A 17,272-nucleotide genomic window follows, 5' to 3' on the forward strand; every position below is an offset into this window, starting at 1 on the left:
GGCTTTATTTTTAATTAACCAATTTAACTATTTAATGTTGGCTTTGCCTTACAATAATCAAATAGAAAATTGAATTGAATTCGCTGATTTTAAGCCATTAATCCAATACTTTTTGAAGAAAATCCATCACTTTATGCCGAATTTCCGGTGCGTCAAACATAGGCCCGAAATGCGGAGCCCCTGGTACGACCATTAATTCGGTAGGAACCTTTTTAACCTGAAGCCAAGAATTCAATAAATGGGATTGGTTAGGCGAAACCATATCATCTTTTTCCCCATGGATGATCAAAAATGGAGGATCCTTTTCATCGACAAAAGAAACAGGGCTTGCCATCTTAGCCAGATCAGGTCTATCCAAAGGAGCAGCACCTATGAGCAATCCTTCAGGAGATTTAGCGTCAATTGCCCCTGGAAAAAGGGTCAAATCTGCGGGTCCATAAAAGTCCACCACACCTTTGAATGTAAAAGATCGATTGGTACCTGGTAAAAAGAAATCATTCACATCTTGATTTTTAGATAAACCAACCATGGAAGCTAAATGCCCACCTGCAGAAAATCCCATCAATGCCATTTTTTCTGGATCAAATTGGTATTGGTCTGCATGATCTACCAAATAGGAAATGGCTGCATTGCAGTCCAGCATTTGAGCAGGGAAAGTTGCTTGGGTGCTAAATCGATAATCAATAGAAGCTAAGGCATATCCCTGATTGATGATTTCCTGTAAGGTTTCCTTCATGTAACCCATATCAGCATATTTGTCATTGCTTAACCACCCTCCTCCATGAACCCAAACCACCAAAGGGATTTTTCCTTTGGCATTTGGAGGAAGGTAGATATCCAATAAGTGCTTTTTTAATGTGTCTTGTAAATAGGAGATATTGCCATGAAGGATTGTTCCCTCTGGGAATAGGTTCATGACCCGATTGGATTGAGCAAAAGAATATTGACTTAAGATCAAAAAGAAACCAACTATTAGGTAAATACTTTTTTTCATGGTCATTGTTTGGTGAATCGAATGTTGAAATTAATTTCCGTTGATTTGAACAACTACTCGTTGATAGCTGGTCAATGGGGAATCGGTCACATCTTTGGCGCTAGCGATGACATGAATTTCCTGACCTGTTTTGGCATCTTCCGGAATGGTAAATTCAGTGGAGTTTCCGAGCGATGTAGAAAAAGAAACGCTAGTTTCCGAACCTGAAATTGGAGTTTGATACCATTGAATAGTTACGTCATCACCATCTGGATCATAGCTATCAGCATGTAATTTGATTTTTTGACCAGGTGCGGCCAATAAAGTTAAAGGACCTTCAATTTTTACAAGTGGAGCATGATTGGCATCCTGGAAGTTGGGAGTCACCGACCATTTTAATCTGGCAGCAAAATCACGTTGAGCTTCAGGAAAATAGTTGGGAAAATCTTTCAAATTGCTTTGGGTTCTATTTTGGGAGGAAAGAGCGGCTGCCATATCCTCAGCCGACCCGGAGGAACTCATTCCCGCTACCGTTGAAGTGGCGCTAGGACTTACCATTCTACCTCCCCAGCCTCCATAGTATCCTTTTTCAAAAGCTCGAAGCCCATTTCCCAGCATATTCATCACTGTATGATTATCTCCTTCACCTAGCCATGAACCTTTTTCCTGAACAGGCATCCAAACAAAATATCCCATTTCCTTTAATTGCTCATTGGTATAACCAGCCATTCCGAAATAATCCACTTTATCTCCTACCACCATTTGCTTTCCGTCACCCCAAACCCGGTATAATTCACCGAATTCACCTTGATTCGAGATGTTTTCTTTCATCCAAGTAGAGGTCAAGAATGGGGCATTTTCTGTGCTTGCATTGAGTTGTGCTACATATCCATAATTAGGGGACTGTCTGAATTGTCTGATTTCTATGTCAGGCCAATTGGGACGGATAAATGTAGCAATGGTATTGTCCTGATCACCCGAAGGAAGCAATACGACTTTTCTATTGATTTTATCCCGGATCTCAGGCCATTCATTATTGAATTCAAAATCTCTTTGGATCGTATACAAAGCCCTTGCAATGGTGCTAGCTCCACCCCAAGCTGTGATAAATAACTTTCCAGGTCGATCATCCAAAATTAATTCACGGATCAACTTCGAACCAGGACTGTCTTCGCTGAAATCTCCATCAAATTCAATATTTCCATAACGGATGACTGATTTCAAGCTTTCAGGTGTAGGATACTCCGGGTTGTGAGTCTTTAAATTGGGATAAGAACTTTCGTAGGCCTCCACAATATCATGTATGAAACGCTCATTTTCTGCCCATCTCCAAGACTCACAGGGACATTCATTCATTCCAAATCGATCATATTCTCTTCCGGAACAAACCATTTGGTTCCTTTTCCATCTCCTTTCCAATGAAACTGACTGCTCGCATAAATAAGTCCTTCAATTCGTAAATCCGAGCTATATAGAATCAAGCGAATTAGGGAATTATTATCATCCAATTCCGGGTCTGCAGTAATAATGATTCTAGGCTTTTCAGGGGAGGTTTGAGAGAATCCTTGCTTTGAATTTGTCAATACGAGTATCAATAACCAGGGAAGAGAGATCCTTAAAAAAGCGGAAGGAAGTTTTTCAATGTTCATGGGTTCTATTGTAATTGGATTCAATATACAGATGTAATCAAATTATTCAAAAAGAAACAATAGGACAGACAGATTGACCTTTTACCTCTGATTAACTTTTAAATTAGGTGCTTGGCCCATCTCAAGAAATGCTTAAAAAATGAGTTTCTAACCAAAGAAATCCAATATCATTTACAGGTAAAATATTGCAATCTTTAAATCATACTTTCTTAGGGTTGATGCTAAGAAATAGAATGTGATGGTTTGATGTCTTTAAGCATATTTGAGTGCTATTTGCCCAAAAATGGAATGATTTTGTTCGGTTTTGAACGGATAAAGTTAAGCAATGGCTGATTTAGGCTTGAATTGTCCAGATTCTCTGGCATGGTTTTATACTTTAGGTGCATGATTCTTTTTGAATTTGAATAAACCATGATCCGTAGTTTTCTCAGAATTAGCCTAAGGAATTTAGGCCGACATAAAATCCATACCCTGATCAATTTGGTGGGGTTAGGAACCGGTATAGCAGCAAGTATTTTTATCCTTCTTTGGATTTCTGATGAACTATCCTTTGATAATTTTCATGAAAAAGGAGATCGAGTTTATTCAGTTCTTATCAATAATCAACAGAATGATGGAAGAATAGAAACCTATGGGGCAACTCCAGCTGTATTAAGAGATAAATTATTGGATGATATACCTGAGATAGCGCATGCCGCTCGATATAGTTTTGAGACGGAGGTATTATTAAAGGAAGGCAAGGACTCTTACCAAGAAAAAGGAATATATGCTGATCCTACATTTTTTGAGATAGTAAGCTTTCCAGTAGTTTCAAGTAATGGAAATAACCCTTTGAATGAGAAATACGCCATTGCAATCTCCCAAAATTTGGCAAATCGGATTTTTCAGCAAGAAAACCCATTGGGAAAGAGTCTAACACTTCCTAATGGGTTAGAAGTGATGGTGTCGGATGTCTATGAGAATGTACCAAGAAACTCATCTCTTCAATTTGATTTTGTCTTGCCATTTGATTTGTTATTGGATGAAAACCCTTGGATGCAAAATTGGCAAAGTGGAGGTAGTCAAACCATGGTGTTGCTGCAAGAAGGAAGTAAGAATCCTAACTCGAAACTTTCTACTTTGATTGCTGAGAATTGCGAAGCCTGTACCACCGAACCCTTTTTATTCCCTTTTCATAAACAACGGCTTTATAGAGAATTTGAGCAAGGGAAATCAGTAGGTGGTAAAATTCAACAAATTTATCTTTTTGCAGGGGTGGCATTCCTGATCCTTGCGATGGCCTGTATCAATTTTATGAACCTTGCGACTGCTAAATCTTCCAGTAGAAGTAAAGAGGTAGGGGTTAGGAAATCCATTGGAGCAAGCAAGCAAAGTCTGATTTCACAGTTTATTTTTGAATCTGTATTACTGGCTTCTTTGGCGTCGGTATTTGCATTGATATTAATTCAGCTTTTACTTCCATTCTTTAATGAGGTCACTGGAAAAAACCTGGAATTGGAATTAGGAAGCCCGGTCTTACTTGGCGGAATAGTTGGGATTACTTTTTTAACAGGTTTGATGTCAGGATTTTACCCGGCTTGGTTACTTTCTCGTTTTAACCCCGCCAAAGTTTTGAAAGGGGATAGCAGCGCTGGTTTGACTGGGGCAGGTATAAGAAAAGCCTTGGTGGTAGCTCAGTTTGCCACTTCGGTGGTTTTAATTTTTGGCAGCTTAATTCTTTTTCAGCAAATCAAATTCATCAGCGAGCGGAATTTGGGATTCGATCGGGATAATGTAATGGTGATTGATCAAAATGAAGGGTTGATAAAATCCTTTCCTGCGATCAAAAATGAATTGCAACAACTAACAGGAGTAAGTCAAGTGGCATTTGGTGGAAATAATATATTCACGGTGCCAATCAGGAGTTCAGATCTGGTATGGGCAGGCAAGTCTGATCAGGAGCAACTCAATTTCAAGGTCTTTCGAAGTGATGAAGGATTCCTTCCCACTTTATCCATTCCATTGATTGCTGGAAGGAATTTTATAGGGAAAGTGGATAGCTCCAATTACCTGGTCAATCGAAAGGCAATCGAATTAATGGGCCTAAACTTAGAAGAGGCCGTAGGTACCAAAATTGAAATGTGGAATGGACCGGGAGAAATAATTGGGGTGACGGAAGATTTCCATAATGACAACCTAAAGTTTGGTATACAACCTTTGGTATTCATGTATTCTGAAAATGTAGGGAATCATTACTTTATTCGACTTTCAGAAAATCAGGCCATGCAAAGCACCCTGGAACAGATCGAAACTATATTCCAAGAGTATAATCCAGATTACCCATTTGAGTTTTCGTTCCTCAACGAAGTATTTGATCGTGAATACAGACAGGAGCAGGTGATTGGGAAGCTATCCATGGCATTTACCGTTCTAGCAGTCCTGATCTCTGGTCTGGGCTTATTTGGCTTGTCATTATTTTCTGCAGAGCAACGGGCGAAGGAAATCGGTGTACGAAAAGTATTAGGTGCTTCCGTAGTCGATCTGGTTCTGATGCTGTTTCAGGATTTCGGCTATTTGGTGGGGGCAGGCTTATTGCTCGGAACTCCTATTGCTTGGTGGCTGGCAGATCGTTTTCTATCTAACTATGCCTTCCATAGTGGGATTCATTGGTCAATCTTTATTCTTATCACGGGATTAATGCTGTTATTGACTTTGATCTCTGTAGGATTCCAATCCTTGAGAGCAGCACTTTCCAATCCCGTCGAATCTTTGCATACGGATGGCTAAGTGTGGAGAAATTCTCCTTCATATGGATTTGACTAAATCTATCCTGTCTATTCAATTATTAATTCTACCTTCCTTATGAAATACTCCGATGTATTCCTAGAAAGTATTTTTGCGGCATTGGATCTCTTTTAAAACCAGAAAACTTAACCACTACATTCTTCTTTTATGAATAATTTAGAATTCGAAAAAGACAATTAGCTTTTTAATGCCTGGTGTTGAGAAGTTCCTGGAGTTTCAATAATTAGATCGATTTGAATAGTATTCGTTTCTATTGAATACTTAATGATTTCATTCTTTATTTTTATAAATCCCAAGAAAATATATTTTAAATGATTGAAATACTGTGTTTTACTTTCAATTCTATTTTTTTAATACAGTAAATAGACGCTGAGTTGCTACTTATGAATAATCCTTATTGTTATTTGAATTGTGTAAGGATTGATTTGAAAATCACTTTTCTTAATTTTTCAAAATATTGACTTTTGTGGAGTGGGCGTATAATAATTTTTATGCGCTATATTTATTGCCACCTTCAACCTCTCATGAAAAAATATTTCCTTCAAATCTTTCTAATTGGGCTAGTATGCATAGCAAACATTCAAGTTCAAGCTCAAACTGAAACTGAAAAATCTCCAGTACTTAAACATTTTGATGGAACAATCACCGCTACCACCAATGGGATTTCCATTATTCCATTTTTCTCATTGGGGAGGCCTGCCATGTTGTTTGATTTGAGCTTGGGGGGATCGTCTTTCTTTTGATCCGATGATGCGATTTGGAATGAATGGGAAACCTTGGTCCTTTGTTTTTTGGTGGAGGTATAAATTCATTGACAAGCCTAAATTCAGTTTTAGAGCTGGGGCCCATCCGGCATTTTTGTTTCAGGAAAGAGAATTACTTGTGGATGGTAAGCCTAAGAATGTATTGGTAGCCAATCGGTTTTAGCATGGGAATTGGCTCCAACCTATAAAATATCTCCTCGTTCAAGTTTAGGAATCTATTTTCTAAATGGGAATGGAATTAATCCTTATCCACCGGATCACACCTATTTTTTAGGTGTAACTTGGTCTCTAAGTAATTTCCCATTGAGTGAAACATTGAGGTTTGCCATGACTCCTCAAGTGTATTATCTAAAAGTGGATCAGAATGATGGGTACTATGGAACTTCTACCTTTACCCTGACCAAAACTGATTTTCCTATAGGATTACAATCAACTATTAACCAGAAAATTAAGTCGACAATTGATGGGGACGATTTTGTCTGGAACTTGAGTTTGATTTACAATTTTGCCAACGATTACCGAAAACAATAATCCAACTGGAGATGGAAAAAGCAGAATCCTTGGAAGAGTTCTACAAACTAAAATTCAAATGGTTGCCTGAAGATTATAAAAAGGATTTTGGGCATTTTAACATGTTTCGCCTGGAACCTTATTATGAAGGAAAAGTAAAAAGCTTACCCTATAGAAGACGGGATTTTTACAAAGTCATGTTGGTAAAAGGACAAAGTCAGGTTCATTATGCGGATAGGGTGTATGAAGTGAAAAAGCAGGCACTCTCTTTTTCAAACCCTATGATTCCCTATAAATGGGATAATAATCATGTGAATTTAGAAGGAGTTTATTGCATCTTTAATCCTCATTTTTTTGCAGGATACGGAAATATTCAAAAGTATGAGATCTTTCATCCCAATGGGGTGCATGTATTTGAATTATCTGATGAAGAAGTGGAGGAGGTATCAGATATTTTCGAGCAAATGAACCAAGAGTTTTTATCTGAATATAAATACAAATTCGACCGCATTCGAAGTTTGATATTAGAGTTGGTTCATTTCGCCTTGAAACTTCAGCCAGCAGAACTTCAGATCACAAAAAAAGGGAATGCTTCTGCGGATGTGGCTTCTCTGTTTTTGGAGCTTTTAGAAAGACAATTTCCCATTGATGATACCCATTCCACGCTTCAACTCCGTGCTCCGGGTCAATTTGCCGAACAATTGAATATCCATGTGAATCATCTCAATAGATCATTGAAAGAGATGACCCAGAAATCTACTTCTCAACTGATTGCAGATAGAATCCTTCAAGAAGCAAAAATCTTACTTACACATAGTTCTTGGAATGTTTCTGAAATAGCGTACGCTCTTGGCTACACAGAAGTGACGCATTTCAACAATTTCTTTAAAAAGCATACGAATCTCAGTCCCACTCAATTTAGAAAAGGGTGAATTTTTGTTCTTTGAAATTTTATTATCAGGGATTCAAATATTGATGCCAAATCCATGCATCAAGACTAATCTAAGTCCTACGTAGACCACTAAAACCGCAGTCAGTCCTCCTAAAATTCGAAGGTTAAATTTCTTATTGGATAAATAAGAACCTAAACTGCCGCCCAAAATTACCGCCAAGACCAGCTTCCAGGCTAATTGGAAGTCTAATTGGAAAGTATCTGCTACGGTCAATCCTATTAATCCAGAGATGGAATTGACCAAGATAAATACAGAAGCTAAAGAGGCCACGGTTCTTGGGTTGGCCCAATTCAACAAGTTTAAAGTAGGACTGAGGAAAATTCCTCCTCCAATTCCTGAAACTCCGGCCAAAAATCCAACACTTCCTCCAAGGCTTAGTTTTTTAATCAATGAGAACTCATGGGATTTCATTTTGGCTTGGATGTAACGAAGCATCATGGCAATTCCTGATAGAATAAGGGAGGAACCTAAAATCAGAAAAAATACTTGCTGGGATAATCTGAGCTGTGCCCCAAAGTAGGCGAGGGGTATGCTGGAAACCAGGAATGGCCAAAAAGCTTGAAGTCAAAGACTTTATTTTTGATGAAAATGAGCGTTCCAATGCTGACCACACAGATATTCAGGATCAATGCTGTGGATCGAATTTCATAAAATTCGGTGAAAAACAGGCTTAAAATAGCCAAATAACTAGATCCTCCACCAAAACCTACCGAACTATAAAACAATGCTATGATGAAAAATATAACTGGTAGGTATTCGATAGTCAGCATTCAATGAAGAAGTATACAGGTGATTGAATTGGGTTCAATTTCAGCCAATATCTGAACTGAATTACGTAATGAATTTGACTAAAATTTATTGATCTACCAATGCAGGCTCGAAAGAAATGGCTTCTTAAGGCTAAATTTCCGAAAATCAGATTTGGATTTTAAAAAGCCCCATAATGGTAACAGCGCTTTACGGGGCATAAAAAACAGAAGTATAAATTCAAATTTAGAAGAATTGGTTATCTGTTTTCTATTTTGAATTCTCTTTTTCAGGCACCCAGCTTATGATGACCTTTTGTTGTCCCCATTCTTTTGCTTTGGGGATGTCTGTGCCCATATAAATGTCTATTTTTTTTGTCCACCTACTATTCATGAGATCCACGACTTTATATTTTCCTTCCAACCCTTCTATGGTAATTTCCATGTTATGATGAATTCCTGAATCAAGCAGATCTCTTGAAATCGCAATCACCTTTGTCCCAGGCTTTAAAGTATCTCCGAAAGCCGTAAAAAAGGGTTCATTGGAGGTTTGTTCTTTGACAGAATTGTATGCGGTAGCCGTAACTTCCATAGATCTAATTTCAGTTTTCCCACAACTTATGAACAGAAAAATTAGTGATAGGTAAAAAATGTATTTAACTGATTTGTACATACTTATACTAACCTATAATTCAAGTAAAGGTTATGGATAAATCGATTTGCTCCGGAGAGATACACCTTCCTACCTTCGGCAGAAGCTGAGATAGAGTCGCTTCGCTCCTGAGATAGATCCTTCGGATGAGATAGGGTCGCTTTGCTCCCGAAATACGCCTTAGGCGAGATATATGGAGATAATTATTTCACCGACCGAAGGGAGGTTTATTTCCCTTGTATTTCCACGAAGTTCAATGTATTTCAAATACAAAACCAATTGCTAGTCTATCTTAACTCATCTTCTAATTATTCTTAGTTTATGAATTCAAAAAACTGAAGATTTTCGAATTTTAAATTGGAATACTAGAAGGTAATTTGTCTATTTATAGACCCTATTAAAGCCAAAATATCTTTCAGCTTTCAATAGGAGCGTAGGGAAGTTTCTATGGTTTATTTAAAAAGTACCTTCTTAATTTTACTTATAATCTGGGATTCAGCATTTGCTATTTCCAGCCAAGACAGTATAAGGTATTCCCCATCTCCATCCATTTTGAATATTCAGAATTTCACGCTTTCTGATGGTTTGGCGGTGTATTGTTTGGGCGCAAGTTTTTTGGATAATAAAGGTCGCCTTTGGGTTAATCCCTGTCAGGAAGATGGCAGAGAGTTGAGAATGAATTTCTTCCAGTTTGACGGGGAACAAAGCTTCTTTTATGATCTGGCACCTGAATGGATCAAAGAAGGCGATTTGGCCCCAATTTGGTATTTATTAGGTATTAATTCGGACGGTTATTTATATGGTGCGGACTTACAGAATGAAATCCTGTTTTATTGGCATCCTGATTTAAAGGAACAATATTTTTTCCAATTAGAGGATGGGTCCAAGCTGCTTAACCTTGTTGAAGATCCTAATGGAGGTCTTTTGGGGTTGACGTTGGAGGCTGAGAATCAGCGCCAAATAGTAACTGCCAAGTACCACTTGATTCGTTTGAATAAAGGTCAACAAGAGGAAGTTGGCTCGATCCAACTCAATTTTGAAGAGGAATTATCGCCAACACCCCCAAAACTTTTGCCTATTCCTTGGACATATCAAATGGTCATGCCTGGTTTTTTCATCAGCAAAAAGGATTGGTCAAAGCAAACTTAAATTCTGGCGAAATGGAGTTAATTCCCTGGGCTCAATTCGAAGGTATTCCTCCGATTGAGAAGGAAGGATTGGCTGATAATGGAAGTGGTTTTGAGTGGAAATTGATTTCAAATGGGCAAAACCGATTGTTATTGTTCTTAGGAAGAAAGAATGGGTTTTTTGAGTTGGAAACCAAGGCACTCGATCTTTCTCTCAATGCCGATCTGAATAATATGATCCTTAGTGAGGAGGAGGATGATTTAGTCCTTCGTGTTTTTATTTCTAAAGATAAAAAAGGTAACATCTTGTTGGTATCTGGATATCCAGACCCTTACTTATATGCAACTGCTACTGCAAATCGAAAGGCTGTATTGATGGGCAGTGATGGTTTCTGGGTAGATTATAGTGATTTAATCAAAGCATTAAGTTTCTCATATGAATATGATTTCCAACATGAAGGAAATTTTTTTAGCGAGGATTTCAAAACGGAAATAGGTTCTTCCCAACGAAGAGCAGGGGTTGCCTTTATGGATATTCAAGTCCCATTGGGCATTACCAAAATCCATGGGAGCCCCAATTATAAACAGGGTCAGATCACTAGCCTTGGGGATACCAGCCTTATTTTTAATTCTCAAATGCAAGTCTATCGATATGACTGGATCAACGGTGGCTGGAAAGGGAGTAGGTTGACGGGAGGTGAATTTGTAAGGGCAAGGCCATTTTCATCCCTCATTCAAAAGATGGAAAAATCTGGATGTCTGCAGATTTTTATCAGGAAAAACGTGTGGGCTTGCAATGGTACGATATTGCGACCAATGAGATTAATTACATACCCATTGATACTAAATTTGAGAAATTTGTCTTTTTAAATGATCAAGAGGTCGTCTTCTTCCAAGATGATGGGAGTGAAGAGGAGGAAATAGGAAATTTGTTTTTGTTTAACCTTACCGACCAATCAAAAAATCCTTTTTTAGTTGAAAACGAGCCATTTTCCATTCATGCAAAAGTCAACGACCTTTGGTTACAAGGAGATTCTCATTTATGGGTAGGGGCACAAAATGGGCTGTGGCTTATCGATTTGAAAGAACATGAAGTAAAGTACTTTCTTCAGTTGCCTATTTTGACCAATCAAAATATTTTAAACATACATCCCGGTGAGGAAGGAAAATTATGGTTAGGGACCGCAACTCAAGGCCTTTTAATTTTTGATCCCAACACCCATGAAGTCATACAAATTTCAGAAAACCATGGGTTGGCAAATAATACTGTGGCAGGAATCCTTTCAGATGATGACGGAAACCGCTGGGTGTCCACCTACAATGGGATTTCCGTGGTGGATTCGACTGGTTCTGTCATTTTAGAATTGAATCAGGAAGATGGCTTGATCCATGAAATATTTCATAAACAGGCATGTTATCGATTACCGGACGGGAGGATGGTATTCGGAGGATACGCCGGTTTTATACTATTGGATCCTAAATCGATTCTTGAAAAAACTGCGTTGAAGAAATCCAATTCTATATACCTGACCGGTCTGGAATATTATGATGATCAGATTAAAGAGAATAGACACAGGCAAGGTTCATACGAGTTGGATGAACCATTGGTCATTCCTGCTGCTCAACGCTTTTTAAAACTTGATTTTGCCTTATCTGATTATGAAAATATAAAGGAGCACGCCTATAAGTACCGTCTTCTTCCAGCTGATTTTTCCAAAGATCAAGAAGCAGCTACACCTTGGATTAACATCGGATCTGCCTCTCAGGTAACCATTAACAATATTCCGCCAGGTAGCTATATCGTTCAAGTGGAAGGAAGTGATTTTAAATCTAATCAAGCATTAATTCCTTTGGCGATCCCGATTGAAGTGGGAGAATATTTTTATAATCAATGGTGGTTTTATGTTTTGGTCACCATTCCATTTCTTTTAGGGGCTTGGATTTATATAAGAAGAATCCGGACTGAACGGAATCGTTTGGAAATTGAAGTAGGACGTAGAACTTCAAAAATCCGGCAGGATAAAGAGACTATTAGCCTACAGGCCTCTAAACTTCAAGAGCTTGACGAATCCAAGTCTCGTTTTTTTACCAATATTTCACATGAATTCCGTACTCCTTTGACTGTGATTCTTGGAATTGCGGATCAGATCAAAGAAAATACCCGAGAGAAAAATTTGATTCGAAGAAATGCCAAATTACTACTGAGCTTGGTGAATCAGATTCTTCGATTGAGGAAATTGGAATCCGGCTCAGAAAAAGCACAACTAATTCAGGGGGATGTATTGGTACATATTCAGTACATCATAGAATCATTCCAATCATTGGCTGAAGAAAAAGAGATTTCTCTCCAATTTGACTCCGACACAACTGCTCTCGTGTTGGATTATGATCCGGAAAAATTGCTGCACATCTTATCCAATTTGATTACCAACGCGATTAAGTTTACTCCTAAAAATGGAAAAGTCCAGATTACGGTTCATTCTAAAACTGTAACTGAATCTCCTTTCTATGAAATCCAGGTCTCTGATAATGGAGTGGGGATTCCAGAGGATAAATTGGAGCATATTTTTGATCGGTTTTATCAAGTAGATGATGAACAAAGTAGAACTGGAAGTGGAACCGGTATAGGGTTGACTTTGGTATGGGAGCTGGTGAAAATCCTGAATGGAAAGATTCAAGTTCAAAGTAAACTAGGAGAGGAGACTATCTTTACAGTGAAGTTGCCAATAACCAATACGGCTGAGAAAGAACATGAAGAAGTACCAATCCCGGAACCTTGGATGTGGCAGGAGCAACCTAAAGAAACGCAAGATTATTTCATAGAGGGCAAAGAGGGTTTTTCTGAAATCCTGGTTGTAGAGGACAATGCAGATGTAAGAGAATACATTGCAAGTTGCTTAAAAGGCGAATTCCAAATTCGTGTAGCTACGGATGGTCAGGAGGGTATTGATGCTGCCATAGAATATGTTCCCGATTTAATCATCAGTGATGTGATGATGCCTCAAGTGAATGGCTTCGACCTTTGTCATGAATTGAAAACCGACATCCGAACCAGTCATATTCCGATTGTTTTATTGACAGCAAAAGCAGACTTGGATTCCAGAATCACAGGAATCCAACGCGGAGCAGACGCTTATTTGGCTAAACCATTCGATCAACGGGAATTAATTGCCCAGATACATAATTTATTATCTATAAGAATCCGACTTCAGGAGCGATATAGTAATCTCAGAGACCTGGAACCTTCCCAAGAAATTGATTTGAAGCTAGAGGATGAATTTATTCTTCGACTTCGAGACACTGTATTAGCAAGTTTGGGTGAAGAAAATTTTGGAGTCCCCGAATTATGTAAGAAAATTTACATGAGCAGAACTCAGTTACATAACAAAATCAAGTCACTTACCAATCAATCCACCTCTCATTTCATTAAGCAAATTAGGATAGAAAAATCCATTGAATTGTTGATTACAACCGAGTTAAACATCAGTCAAGTTGCAATGGAGGTGGGGATAGAAAACCTTTCTTATTTTTCTAGAATATTTACAGAGGAAGTAGGGATTTCTCCCAATAAGTACAGAGAACATCACTTTGGAAACAAAAAGTAAATTTTTTCTATACGGAAGTAGAAGGTTTTTTTATCGTATAAGTATTTGATATACAGTATTTTGAAATAATTATTTATTTTTTAAACAATAGGTAAACTATTTAAAACCATAGGTAAAATTAAGTAAACATTTTTAGTCCACTATTGTCGGGAAAGCTTAGTTGTGACTTAATGAATTTAATATTTGAAGGATCATTTCATTTTTCAAATTAAAAACAAATAGATGCTTTACCTTTTAATCAACTACGCAGTGAAAAGATTTAAAAATGAGTATTCTTTCGCAAATGGATTGTTATTATTTGCGAATTTCAGCCCAATGTCTGAAAATAACCCTCAAACTGCCAATTTAGAAAAGTTCTCTTGGAAGCAAATGAAGGGAATTTACAATTTAGGTAGGAGTGTATTGAAGGGGCTGTATTATTGCTAGTAATTCCAATTAGAATCAGGATGATTTTGATACCAAAACCTTTACAGATTATTACCAATTTCTAGAGGATTTCTGTCTTTTTATCCACAAAATCTAGGAGATCAAATTGCTTCCGGGTGTTTTTAGTATATTGAATATTAGATAATTAGGTGTTGTTATTTCAAAATATCCCTACTTTAAAAGAAGTGAAGTTCTAAATTATTTTTTATTGATTGTGCACCCAACTCTTGTAATCATAAATATTTTTGAATTACCCTGTCAATGGAAATGTAAAATTATTTGGAGATGAAAAAAGCATGGAGTTTTTTAATGATCATCGTGTTGTTAGTGTCATGTGAACAACCATTAGATCCTATCATCAAATCTGTAGATCAGACCAATAAATTGCTTCAGTCTCATGTTTGGCAACTAGAAGATTTCAAAGTAGAAGTTCGGGAATCAGACATTGCAGCCCCTATTTTATTTGGATTGGGTGAGTCTATATCAGGCCCAGGAGTATATGATTTAGATGATATGGTGTTTGATGTCACTGATATGAGGGATTATACAGTTATTTTCGATCCTTCAGGTTAAATAATTACCTCCAATGGGCAAATTGATGTTATAGGAGATAGTATAGCCTCTTATTTTGTATTTAATGAAAGAACAATCAGGATCAGTAATGACAAGGCCAAATTAAATTACCGGTATACCTATAATGAACTTGAAAACTCGCTCTCCTTACGCCTTACGTCGGATGAGGCAAATACATTGATTTCGGACATCAACAATAAAATGATTGATGCGATTTCGAAAAGTACTCCGAATAAATTAGGTGATTTGGTGGCTGGTTTACTGTTTAATAATGAAAAAATCCAAAAGCTGATCAATGATTTGATCGTTTCAGCCTTAGCTGGGGAGTTGGAATTTATCAATGAATTTGACCCGGAGGAAGCAGCTGATTTATTGGCCGGAAAAATTATTGATGCCTTAGAGGCAGTAGATTGGGAAGGAAAGCTCAGTGAATTTTTTAAAACTGAGCTCGAAAAAATAACCAACATTGATCCAGATGAAGTTGCTGGAAAGATTTCTGCAGAGGTTGTGAATGCCATCAGCGAACCCTTTCGAGAGAGAACATTTATGATTTGGTTTATCCCTTTTTAAATGTGCTGGCTACCAATCCCGATGAAATAGCAGAAAGTATTTCCACGCTCATTGTCAATAAATTTTTAGATGTATTCAATGAAGAAAATTTAAAAATATTAGTGGCTAGTGCATGGGAAAAATTCACGGAGTTAGATGAGGATCAGGTGGCTGAAATTTCCAATGAACTCACTTCAGTGGTAGAAGACAAATGGATCAATGAAGAAAACTTCAAACAGCTTTTTCTACCGTTTAACTCGAAAATTGAAAATACCTCAATTTTACAAATGGGAGCCTTAGCCAAGGAAGCGACCGAGTCTTTGCAAGGACTCATCACCAAAATCAACGGGGAGTTTCCTGATTTGAATTTAGCACCGGATTTTGAAAAGATTGAAGCTCAAATCAAAGCAGTTTTTATTGCTGCTAAACCAGTGATTGGGTTAGCCGGAGGTGCTGAAAAGGCGGCAGAAGAAATTGGGAAACTAATTCTTTCACAGTTTCTAAGTACTGAAAATCTAAACACGGTATTTACTGGAGCCATAAATTCTCTTCAGGAATTAGACCCTGAATTGGTAGGGTCCACCATTGCAACGTGGTTGGTAAACCTTTCAGAAAATATTTCTCCAGAATTGGTTGAAAAGCTTTCTGATTTACTAAGTCCTATTTTAGATAATATTAATCCAGAGCTGACAGCCTTTAAAATTGCGGAGGCACTCAATGGGTTTATTAAGGAAACTATAACCCAAGAAAAAATTCAGGTACTTATACAGCCAGCAGTCGAATTCATTGCCAATATCAATGCAGAAGCTTTAGCAAGGTTTATTGCACGGGAGATCTTGTCATTAGAAATCATTAAAGATACCATTAATGAAGATAATATCGCCGCCATTCTAATACCCGTATTTCAATCTATCAGTGACATTAATCCTGAAAGTCTCGCTCAAGGAATTATTGATGCAGTAGTTCAAAGCGGAATATTTGAGGAAGTAATTACTGAGGAACGTGTATCAGCTATCCTCTCACTTATTATGTATAAAAGCTTATGGGAACAGGTTCAGGTGGCCAATAATTTTAAAGAAGCAACGATCATTTTAAGCCATAAGTAGTCCTATGAAGAAGATTTTACTAATAGCGATATTCATGTCGGTCGGCCTCCCTGCCTATTGTCAAATTTCTAATCTGAGCTTGGGAGATCCTTATGAAAAATACAGGGATAGTATTAAAACGACAGATTACCCATGGCGCTTACCAATCATGGGAGGCAAACTTCGGCAAATGGGATTTGATCTTCCTTATCCTAATGGAATCAGTGTCACTTATGGACATTCAATTCAGCAATTAACCTTAAACAATGTCAATGTTGGCTTTGCACCTGACAAACTTATCAATCTAGATGGATTAGCAAGGTTTAGATCTCTAAAAGCAAATGTAAATGCGATTATTGCTAGGTATGATTTCTATGTACTCCCTTTGTTAATTTTTTTGCATTAGCTGGGCATATAGAGTCTACCACTAATGTGGATATTGGTTTACCTATCGATATTAAATTTTCAACACAAAATGCAGGTACTACCCTTGGATGGGGGACTGTGGTTGCTGGTGGAATAGGTCCAATGGTGATGGCTGCAAATTTTGTTCAGACCTTTACTTTTGTACCTAGTCTAGAAAAGCCCTCTAAAACCATAGTGGTAGATGGAAGGATGGGTTATATGCATCGGTTCCCAAAATATCCCGAACGAAACATCGTGTTTCTAGTAGGAGCCCAATATTTGGGGCTAAACCCATTGAGTTCTGGAGATGCAGACTTAGAAAAGTTAGTAGGGATTACTCCCGAAGGAAAAAAGAAGCTTCAGAAAAATTGGATAATTGGTATGAAGGATTGGATGATCCTGAAAAGAATGTGTTTGGGGGAGTTTATGAAGGGTTATCCAATTATCTAAATAATGCAGAGGGGGAATAAT

General features: G+C 37.7%; 19 protein-coding genes. 14 read left to right on the forward strand and 5 right to left on the reverse strand.

The features are described 5' to 3' along the window. Window positions 1-97: 97 nt before the first annotated feature. From V8V91_RS00650 to V8V91_RS00660, 3 genes are read right to left on the reverse strand one after another with little or no spacing between them, the layout of a single operon-like run. Window positions 98-994 (reverse strand): alpha/beta hydrolase fold domain-containing protein, encoded by an 897-nt coding sequence (locus V8V91_RS00650; protein ID WP_373398308.1) that lies wholly within the window; start codon window positions 992-994, stop codon window positions 98-100. 30 nt (window positions 995-1,024) lie between these two features. Next, on the reverse strand, window positions 1,025-2,329 hold the full coding sequence (locus V8V91_RS00655) for a nucleoside hydrolase-like domain-containing protein (RefSeq protein ID WP_373398309.1): 1,305 nt from the start codon (window positions 2,327-2,329) through the stop codon (window positions 1,025-1,027). Next, the gene (locus V8V91_RS00660; protein WP_373398310.1) at window positions 2,326-2,622 is read right to left on the reverse strand and encodes a nucleoside hydrolase-like domain-containing protein; all 297 of its coding nucleotides are present in this window, start codon (window positions 2,620-2,622) and stop codon (window positions 2,326-2,328) included. The genes V8V91_RS00655 and V8V91_RS00660 overlap by 4 nt, the downstream gene beginning before the upstream one ends. Window positions 2,623-3,033: 411 nt before the next feature. Here V8V91_RS00660 and V8V91_RS00665 point away from each other — a divergent pair, with 411 nt between their 5' ends. The 5 genes from V8V91_RS00665 (at window position 3,034) to V8V91_RS00685 (ending at window position 7,612) form a co-directional block, all read left to right on the forward strand. Further along, window positions 3,034-5,388, forward strand: coding sequence for an FtsX-like permease family protein (locus V8V91_RS00665; protein ID WP_373398311.1), 2,355 nt, complete (start codon window positions 3,034-3,036; stop codon window positions 5,386-5,388). 542 nt (window positions 5,389-5,930) lie between these two features. Beyond that, window positions 5,931-6,149, forward strand: a complete 219-nt coding sequence (locus V8V91_RS00670) for a hypothetical protein (protein ID WP_373398312.1) — start codon at window positions 5,931-5,933, stop codon at window positions 6,147-6,149. 4 nt (window positions 6,150-6,153) lie between these two features. Then, complete coding sequence (locus V8V91_RS00675; RefSeq protein ID WP_373398313.1) at window positions 6,154-6,333, forward strand: hypothetical protein; 180 nt, start codon at window positions 6,154-6,156, stop codon at window positions 6,331-6,333. Window positions 6,334-6,341: 8 nt separating this feature from the next. Continuing rightward, on the forward strand, window positions 6,342-6,701 hold the full coding sequence (locus tag V8V91_RS00680; protein WP_373398314.1) for a hypothetical protein: 360 nt from the start codon (window positions 6,342-6,344) through the stop codon (window positions 6,699-6,701). 11 nt (window positions 6,702-6,712) lie between these two features. Continuing rightward, window positions 6,713-7,612 carry a helix-turn-helix domain-containing protein gene (locus tag V8V91_RS00685; protein WP_373398315.1) on the forward strand — a complete coding sequence of 300 codons (900 nt, stop codon included), beginning with the start codon at window positions 6,713-6,715 and terminating at the stop codon, window positions 7,610-7,612. 33 nt (window positions 7,613-7,645) lie between these two features. Here the strand turns inward: V8V91_RS00685 and V8V91_RS00690 are convergent, their stop codons facing one another. Beyond that, window positions 7,646-8,176: a sulfite exporter TauE/SafE family protein gene (locus tag V8V91_RS00690; protein ID WP_373400834.1), complete on the reverse strand. Its 531-nt coding sequence runs from the start codon at window positions 8,174-8,176 to the stop codon at window positions 7,646-7,648. 2 nt (window positions 8,177-8,178) lie between these two features. Between V8V91_RS00690 and V8V91_RS00695 the strand changes: the two genes are divergently transcribed. After that, window positions 8,179-8,307 carry a hypothetical protein gene (locus tag V8V91_RS00695; RefSeq protein ID WP_373398316.1) on the forward strand — a complete coding sequence of 43 codons (129 nt, stop codon included), beginning with the start codon at window positions 8,179-8,181 and terminating at the stop codon, window positions 8,305-8,307. A gap of 343 nt (window positions 8,308-8,650) precedes the next feature. Here V8V91_RS00695 and V8V91_RS00700 read toward each other — a convergent pair whose 3' ends face one another. Further along, the gene (locus tag V8V91_RS00700; protein WP_373398317.1) at window positions 8,651-8,971 is read right to left on the reverse strand and encodes a 3D domain-containing protein; all 321 of its coding nucleotides are present in this window, start codon (window positions 8,969-8,971) and stop codon (window positions 8,651-8,653) included. Between the two features lie 612 nt (window positions 8,972-9,583). Here V8V91_RS00700 and V8V91_RS00705 point away from each other — a divergent pair. From V8V91_RS00705 to V8V91_RS00740, 8 genes are all read left to right on the forward strand, one after another. Continuing rightward, complete coding sequence (locus tag V8V91_RS00705; RefSeq protein ID WP_373398318.1) at window positions 9,584-10,180, forward strand: hypothetical protein; 597 nt, start codon at window positions 9,584-9,586, stop codon at window positions 10,178-10,180. A gap of 11 nt (window positions 10,181-10,191) precedes the next feature. After that, window positions 10,192-11,028 carry a hypothetical protein gene (locus tag V8V91_RS00710; RefSeq protein WP_373398319.1) on the forward strand — a complete coding sequence of 279 codons (837 nt, stop codon included), beginning with the start codon at window positions 10,192-10,194 and terminating at the stop codon, window positions 11,026-11,028. Beyond that, window positions 10,914-13,763, forward strand: coding sequence for an ATP-binding protein (locus tag V8V91_RS00715; protein ID WP_373398320.1), 2,850 nt, complete (start codon window positions 10,914-10,916; stop codon window positions 13,761-13,763). The genes V8V91_RS00710 and V8V91_RS00715 overlap by 115 nt, the downstream gene beginning before the upstream one ends. Window positions 13,764-14,474: 711 nt before the next feature. Further along, complete coding sequence (locus V8V91_RS00720) at window positions 14,475-14,762, forward strand: hypothetical protein (RefSeq protein WP_373398321.1); 288 nt, start codon at window positions 14,475-14,477, stop codon at window positions 14,760-14,762. A gap of 177 nt (window positions 14,763-14,939) precedes the next feature. Further along, window positions 14,940-15,332: a hypothetical protein gene (locus tag V8V91_RS00725; protein ID WP_373398322.1), complete on the forward strand. Its 393-nt coding sequence runs from the start codon at window positions 14,940-14,942 to the stop codon at window positions 15,330-15,332. Continuing rightward, window positions 15,314-16,417: a hypothetical protein gene (locus tag V8V91_RS00730; protein WP_373398323.1), complete on the forward strand. Its 1,104-nt coding sequence runs from the start codon at window positions 15,314-15,316 to the stop codon at window positions 16,415-16,417. The genes V8V91_RS00725 and V8V91_RS00730 overlap by 19 nt, the downstream gene beginning before the upstream one ends. 4 nt (window positions 16,418-16,421) lie before the next feature. Then, complete coding sequence (locus V8V91_RS00735; protein ID WP_373398324.1) at window positions 16,422-16,802, forward strand: hypothetical protein; 381 nt, start codon at window positions 16,422-16,424, stop codon at window positions 16,800-16,802. Window positions 16,803-16,828: 26 nt separating this feature from the next. Further along, complete coding sequence (locus tag V8V91_RS00740; protein ID WP_373398325.1) at window positions 16,829-17,251, forward strand: hypothetical protein; 423 nt, start codon at window positions 16,829-16,831, stop codon at window positions 17,249-17,251. The last annotated feature ends 21 nt before the right edge of the window (window positions 17,252-17,272 follow it).

The organism is Algoriphagus halophilus (assembly GCF_041729275.1).
GTDB lineage: Bacteria > Bacteroidota > Bacteroidia > Cytophagales > Cyclobacteriaceae > Algoriphagus > Algoriphagus halophilus_A.

Excerpts from the sequence above, each read along its gene's own strand:
- V8V91_RS00650 (WP_373398308.1), bottom strand. The coding sequence starts at position 994 with ATGAAAAAAAGTATTTACCTAATAGTTGGTTTCTTTTTGATCTTAAGT.
- V8V91_RS00655 (WP_373398309.1), bottom strand. The coding sequence starts at position 2,329 with ATGAATGAATGTCCCTGTGAGTCTTGGAGATGGGCAGAAAATGAGCGT.
- V8V91_RS00660 (WP_373398310.1), bottom strand. The coding sequence starts at position 2,622 with ATGAACATTGAAAAACTTCCTTCCGCTTTTTTAAGGATCTCTCTTCCC.
- V8V91_RS00665 (WP_373398311.1), top strand. The coding sequence starts at position 3,034 with ATGATCCGTAGTTTTCTCAGAATTAGCCTAAGGAATTTAGGCCGACAT.
- V8V91_RS00670 (WP_373398312.1), top strand. The coding sequence starts at position 5,931 with ATGAAAAAATATTTCCTTCAAATCTTTCTAATTGGGCTAGTATGCATA.
- V8V91_RS00675 (WP_373398313.1), top strand. The coding sequence starts at position 6,154 with ATGATGCGATTTGGAATGAATGGGAAACCTTGGTCCTTTGTTTTTTGG.
- V8V91_RS00685 (WP_373398315.1), top strand. The coding sequence starts at position 6,713 with ATGGAAAAAGCAGAATCCTTGGAAGAGTTCTACAAACTAAAATTCAAA.
- V8V91_RS00695 (WP_373398316.1), top strand. The coding sequence starts at position 8,179 with ATGGCCAAAAAGCTTGAAGTCAAAGACTTTATTTTTGATGAAAATGAG.
- V8V91_RS00700 (WP_373398317.1), bottom strand. The coding sequence starts at position 8,971 with ATGGAAGTTACGGCTACCGCATACAATTCTGTCAAAGAACAAACCTCC.
- V8V91_RS00710 (WP_373398319.1), top strand. The coding sequence starts at position 10,192 with ATGGAGTTAATTCCCTGGGCTCAATTCGAAGGTATTCCTCCGATTGAG.
- V8V91_RS00715 (WP_373398320.1), top strand. The coding sequence starts at position 10,914 with ATGTCTGCAGATTTTTATCAGGAAAAACGTGTGGGCTTGCAATGGTAC.
- V8V91_RS00720 (WP_373398321.1), top strand. The coding sequence starts at position 14,475 with ATGAAAAAAGCATGGAGTTTTTTAATGATCATCGTGTTGTTAGTGTCA.
- V8V91_RS00735 (WP_373398324.1), top strand. The coding sequence starts at position 16,422 with ATGAAGAAGATTTTACTAATAGCGATATTCATGTCGGTCGGCCTCCCT.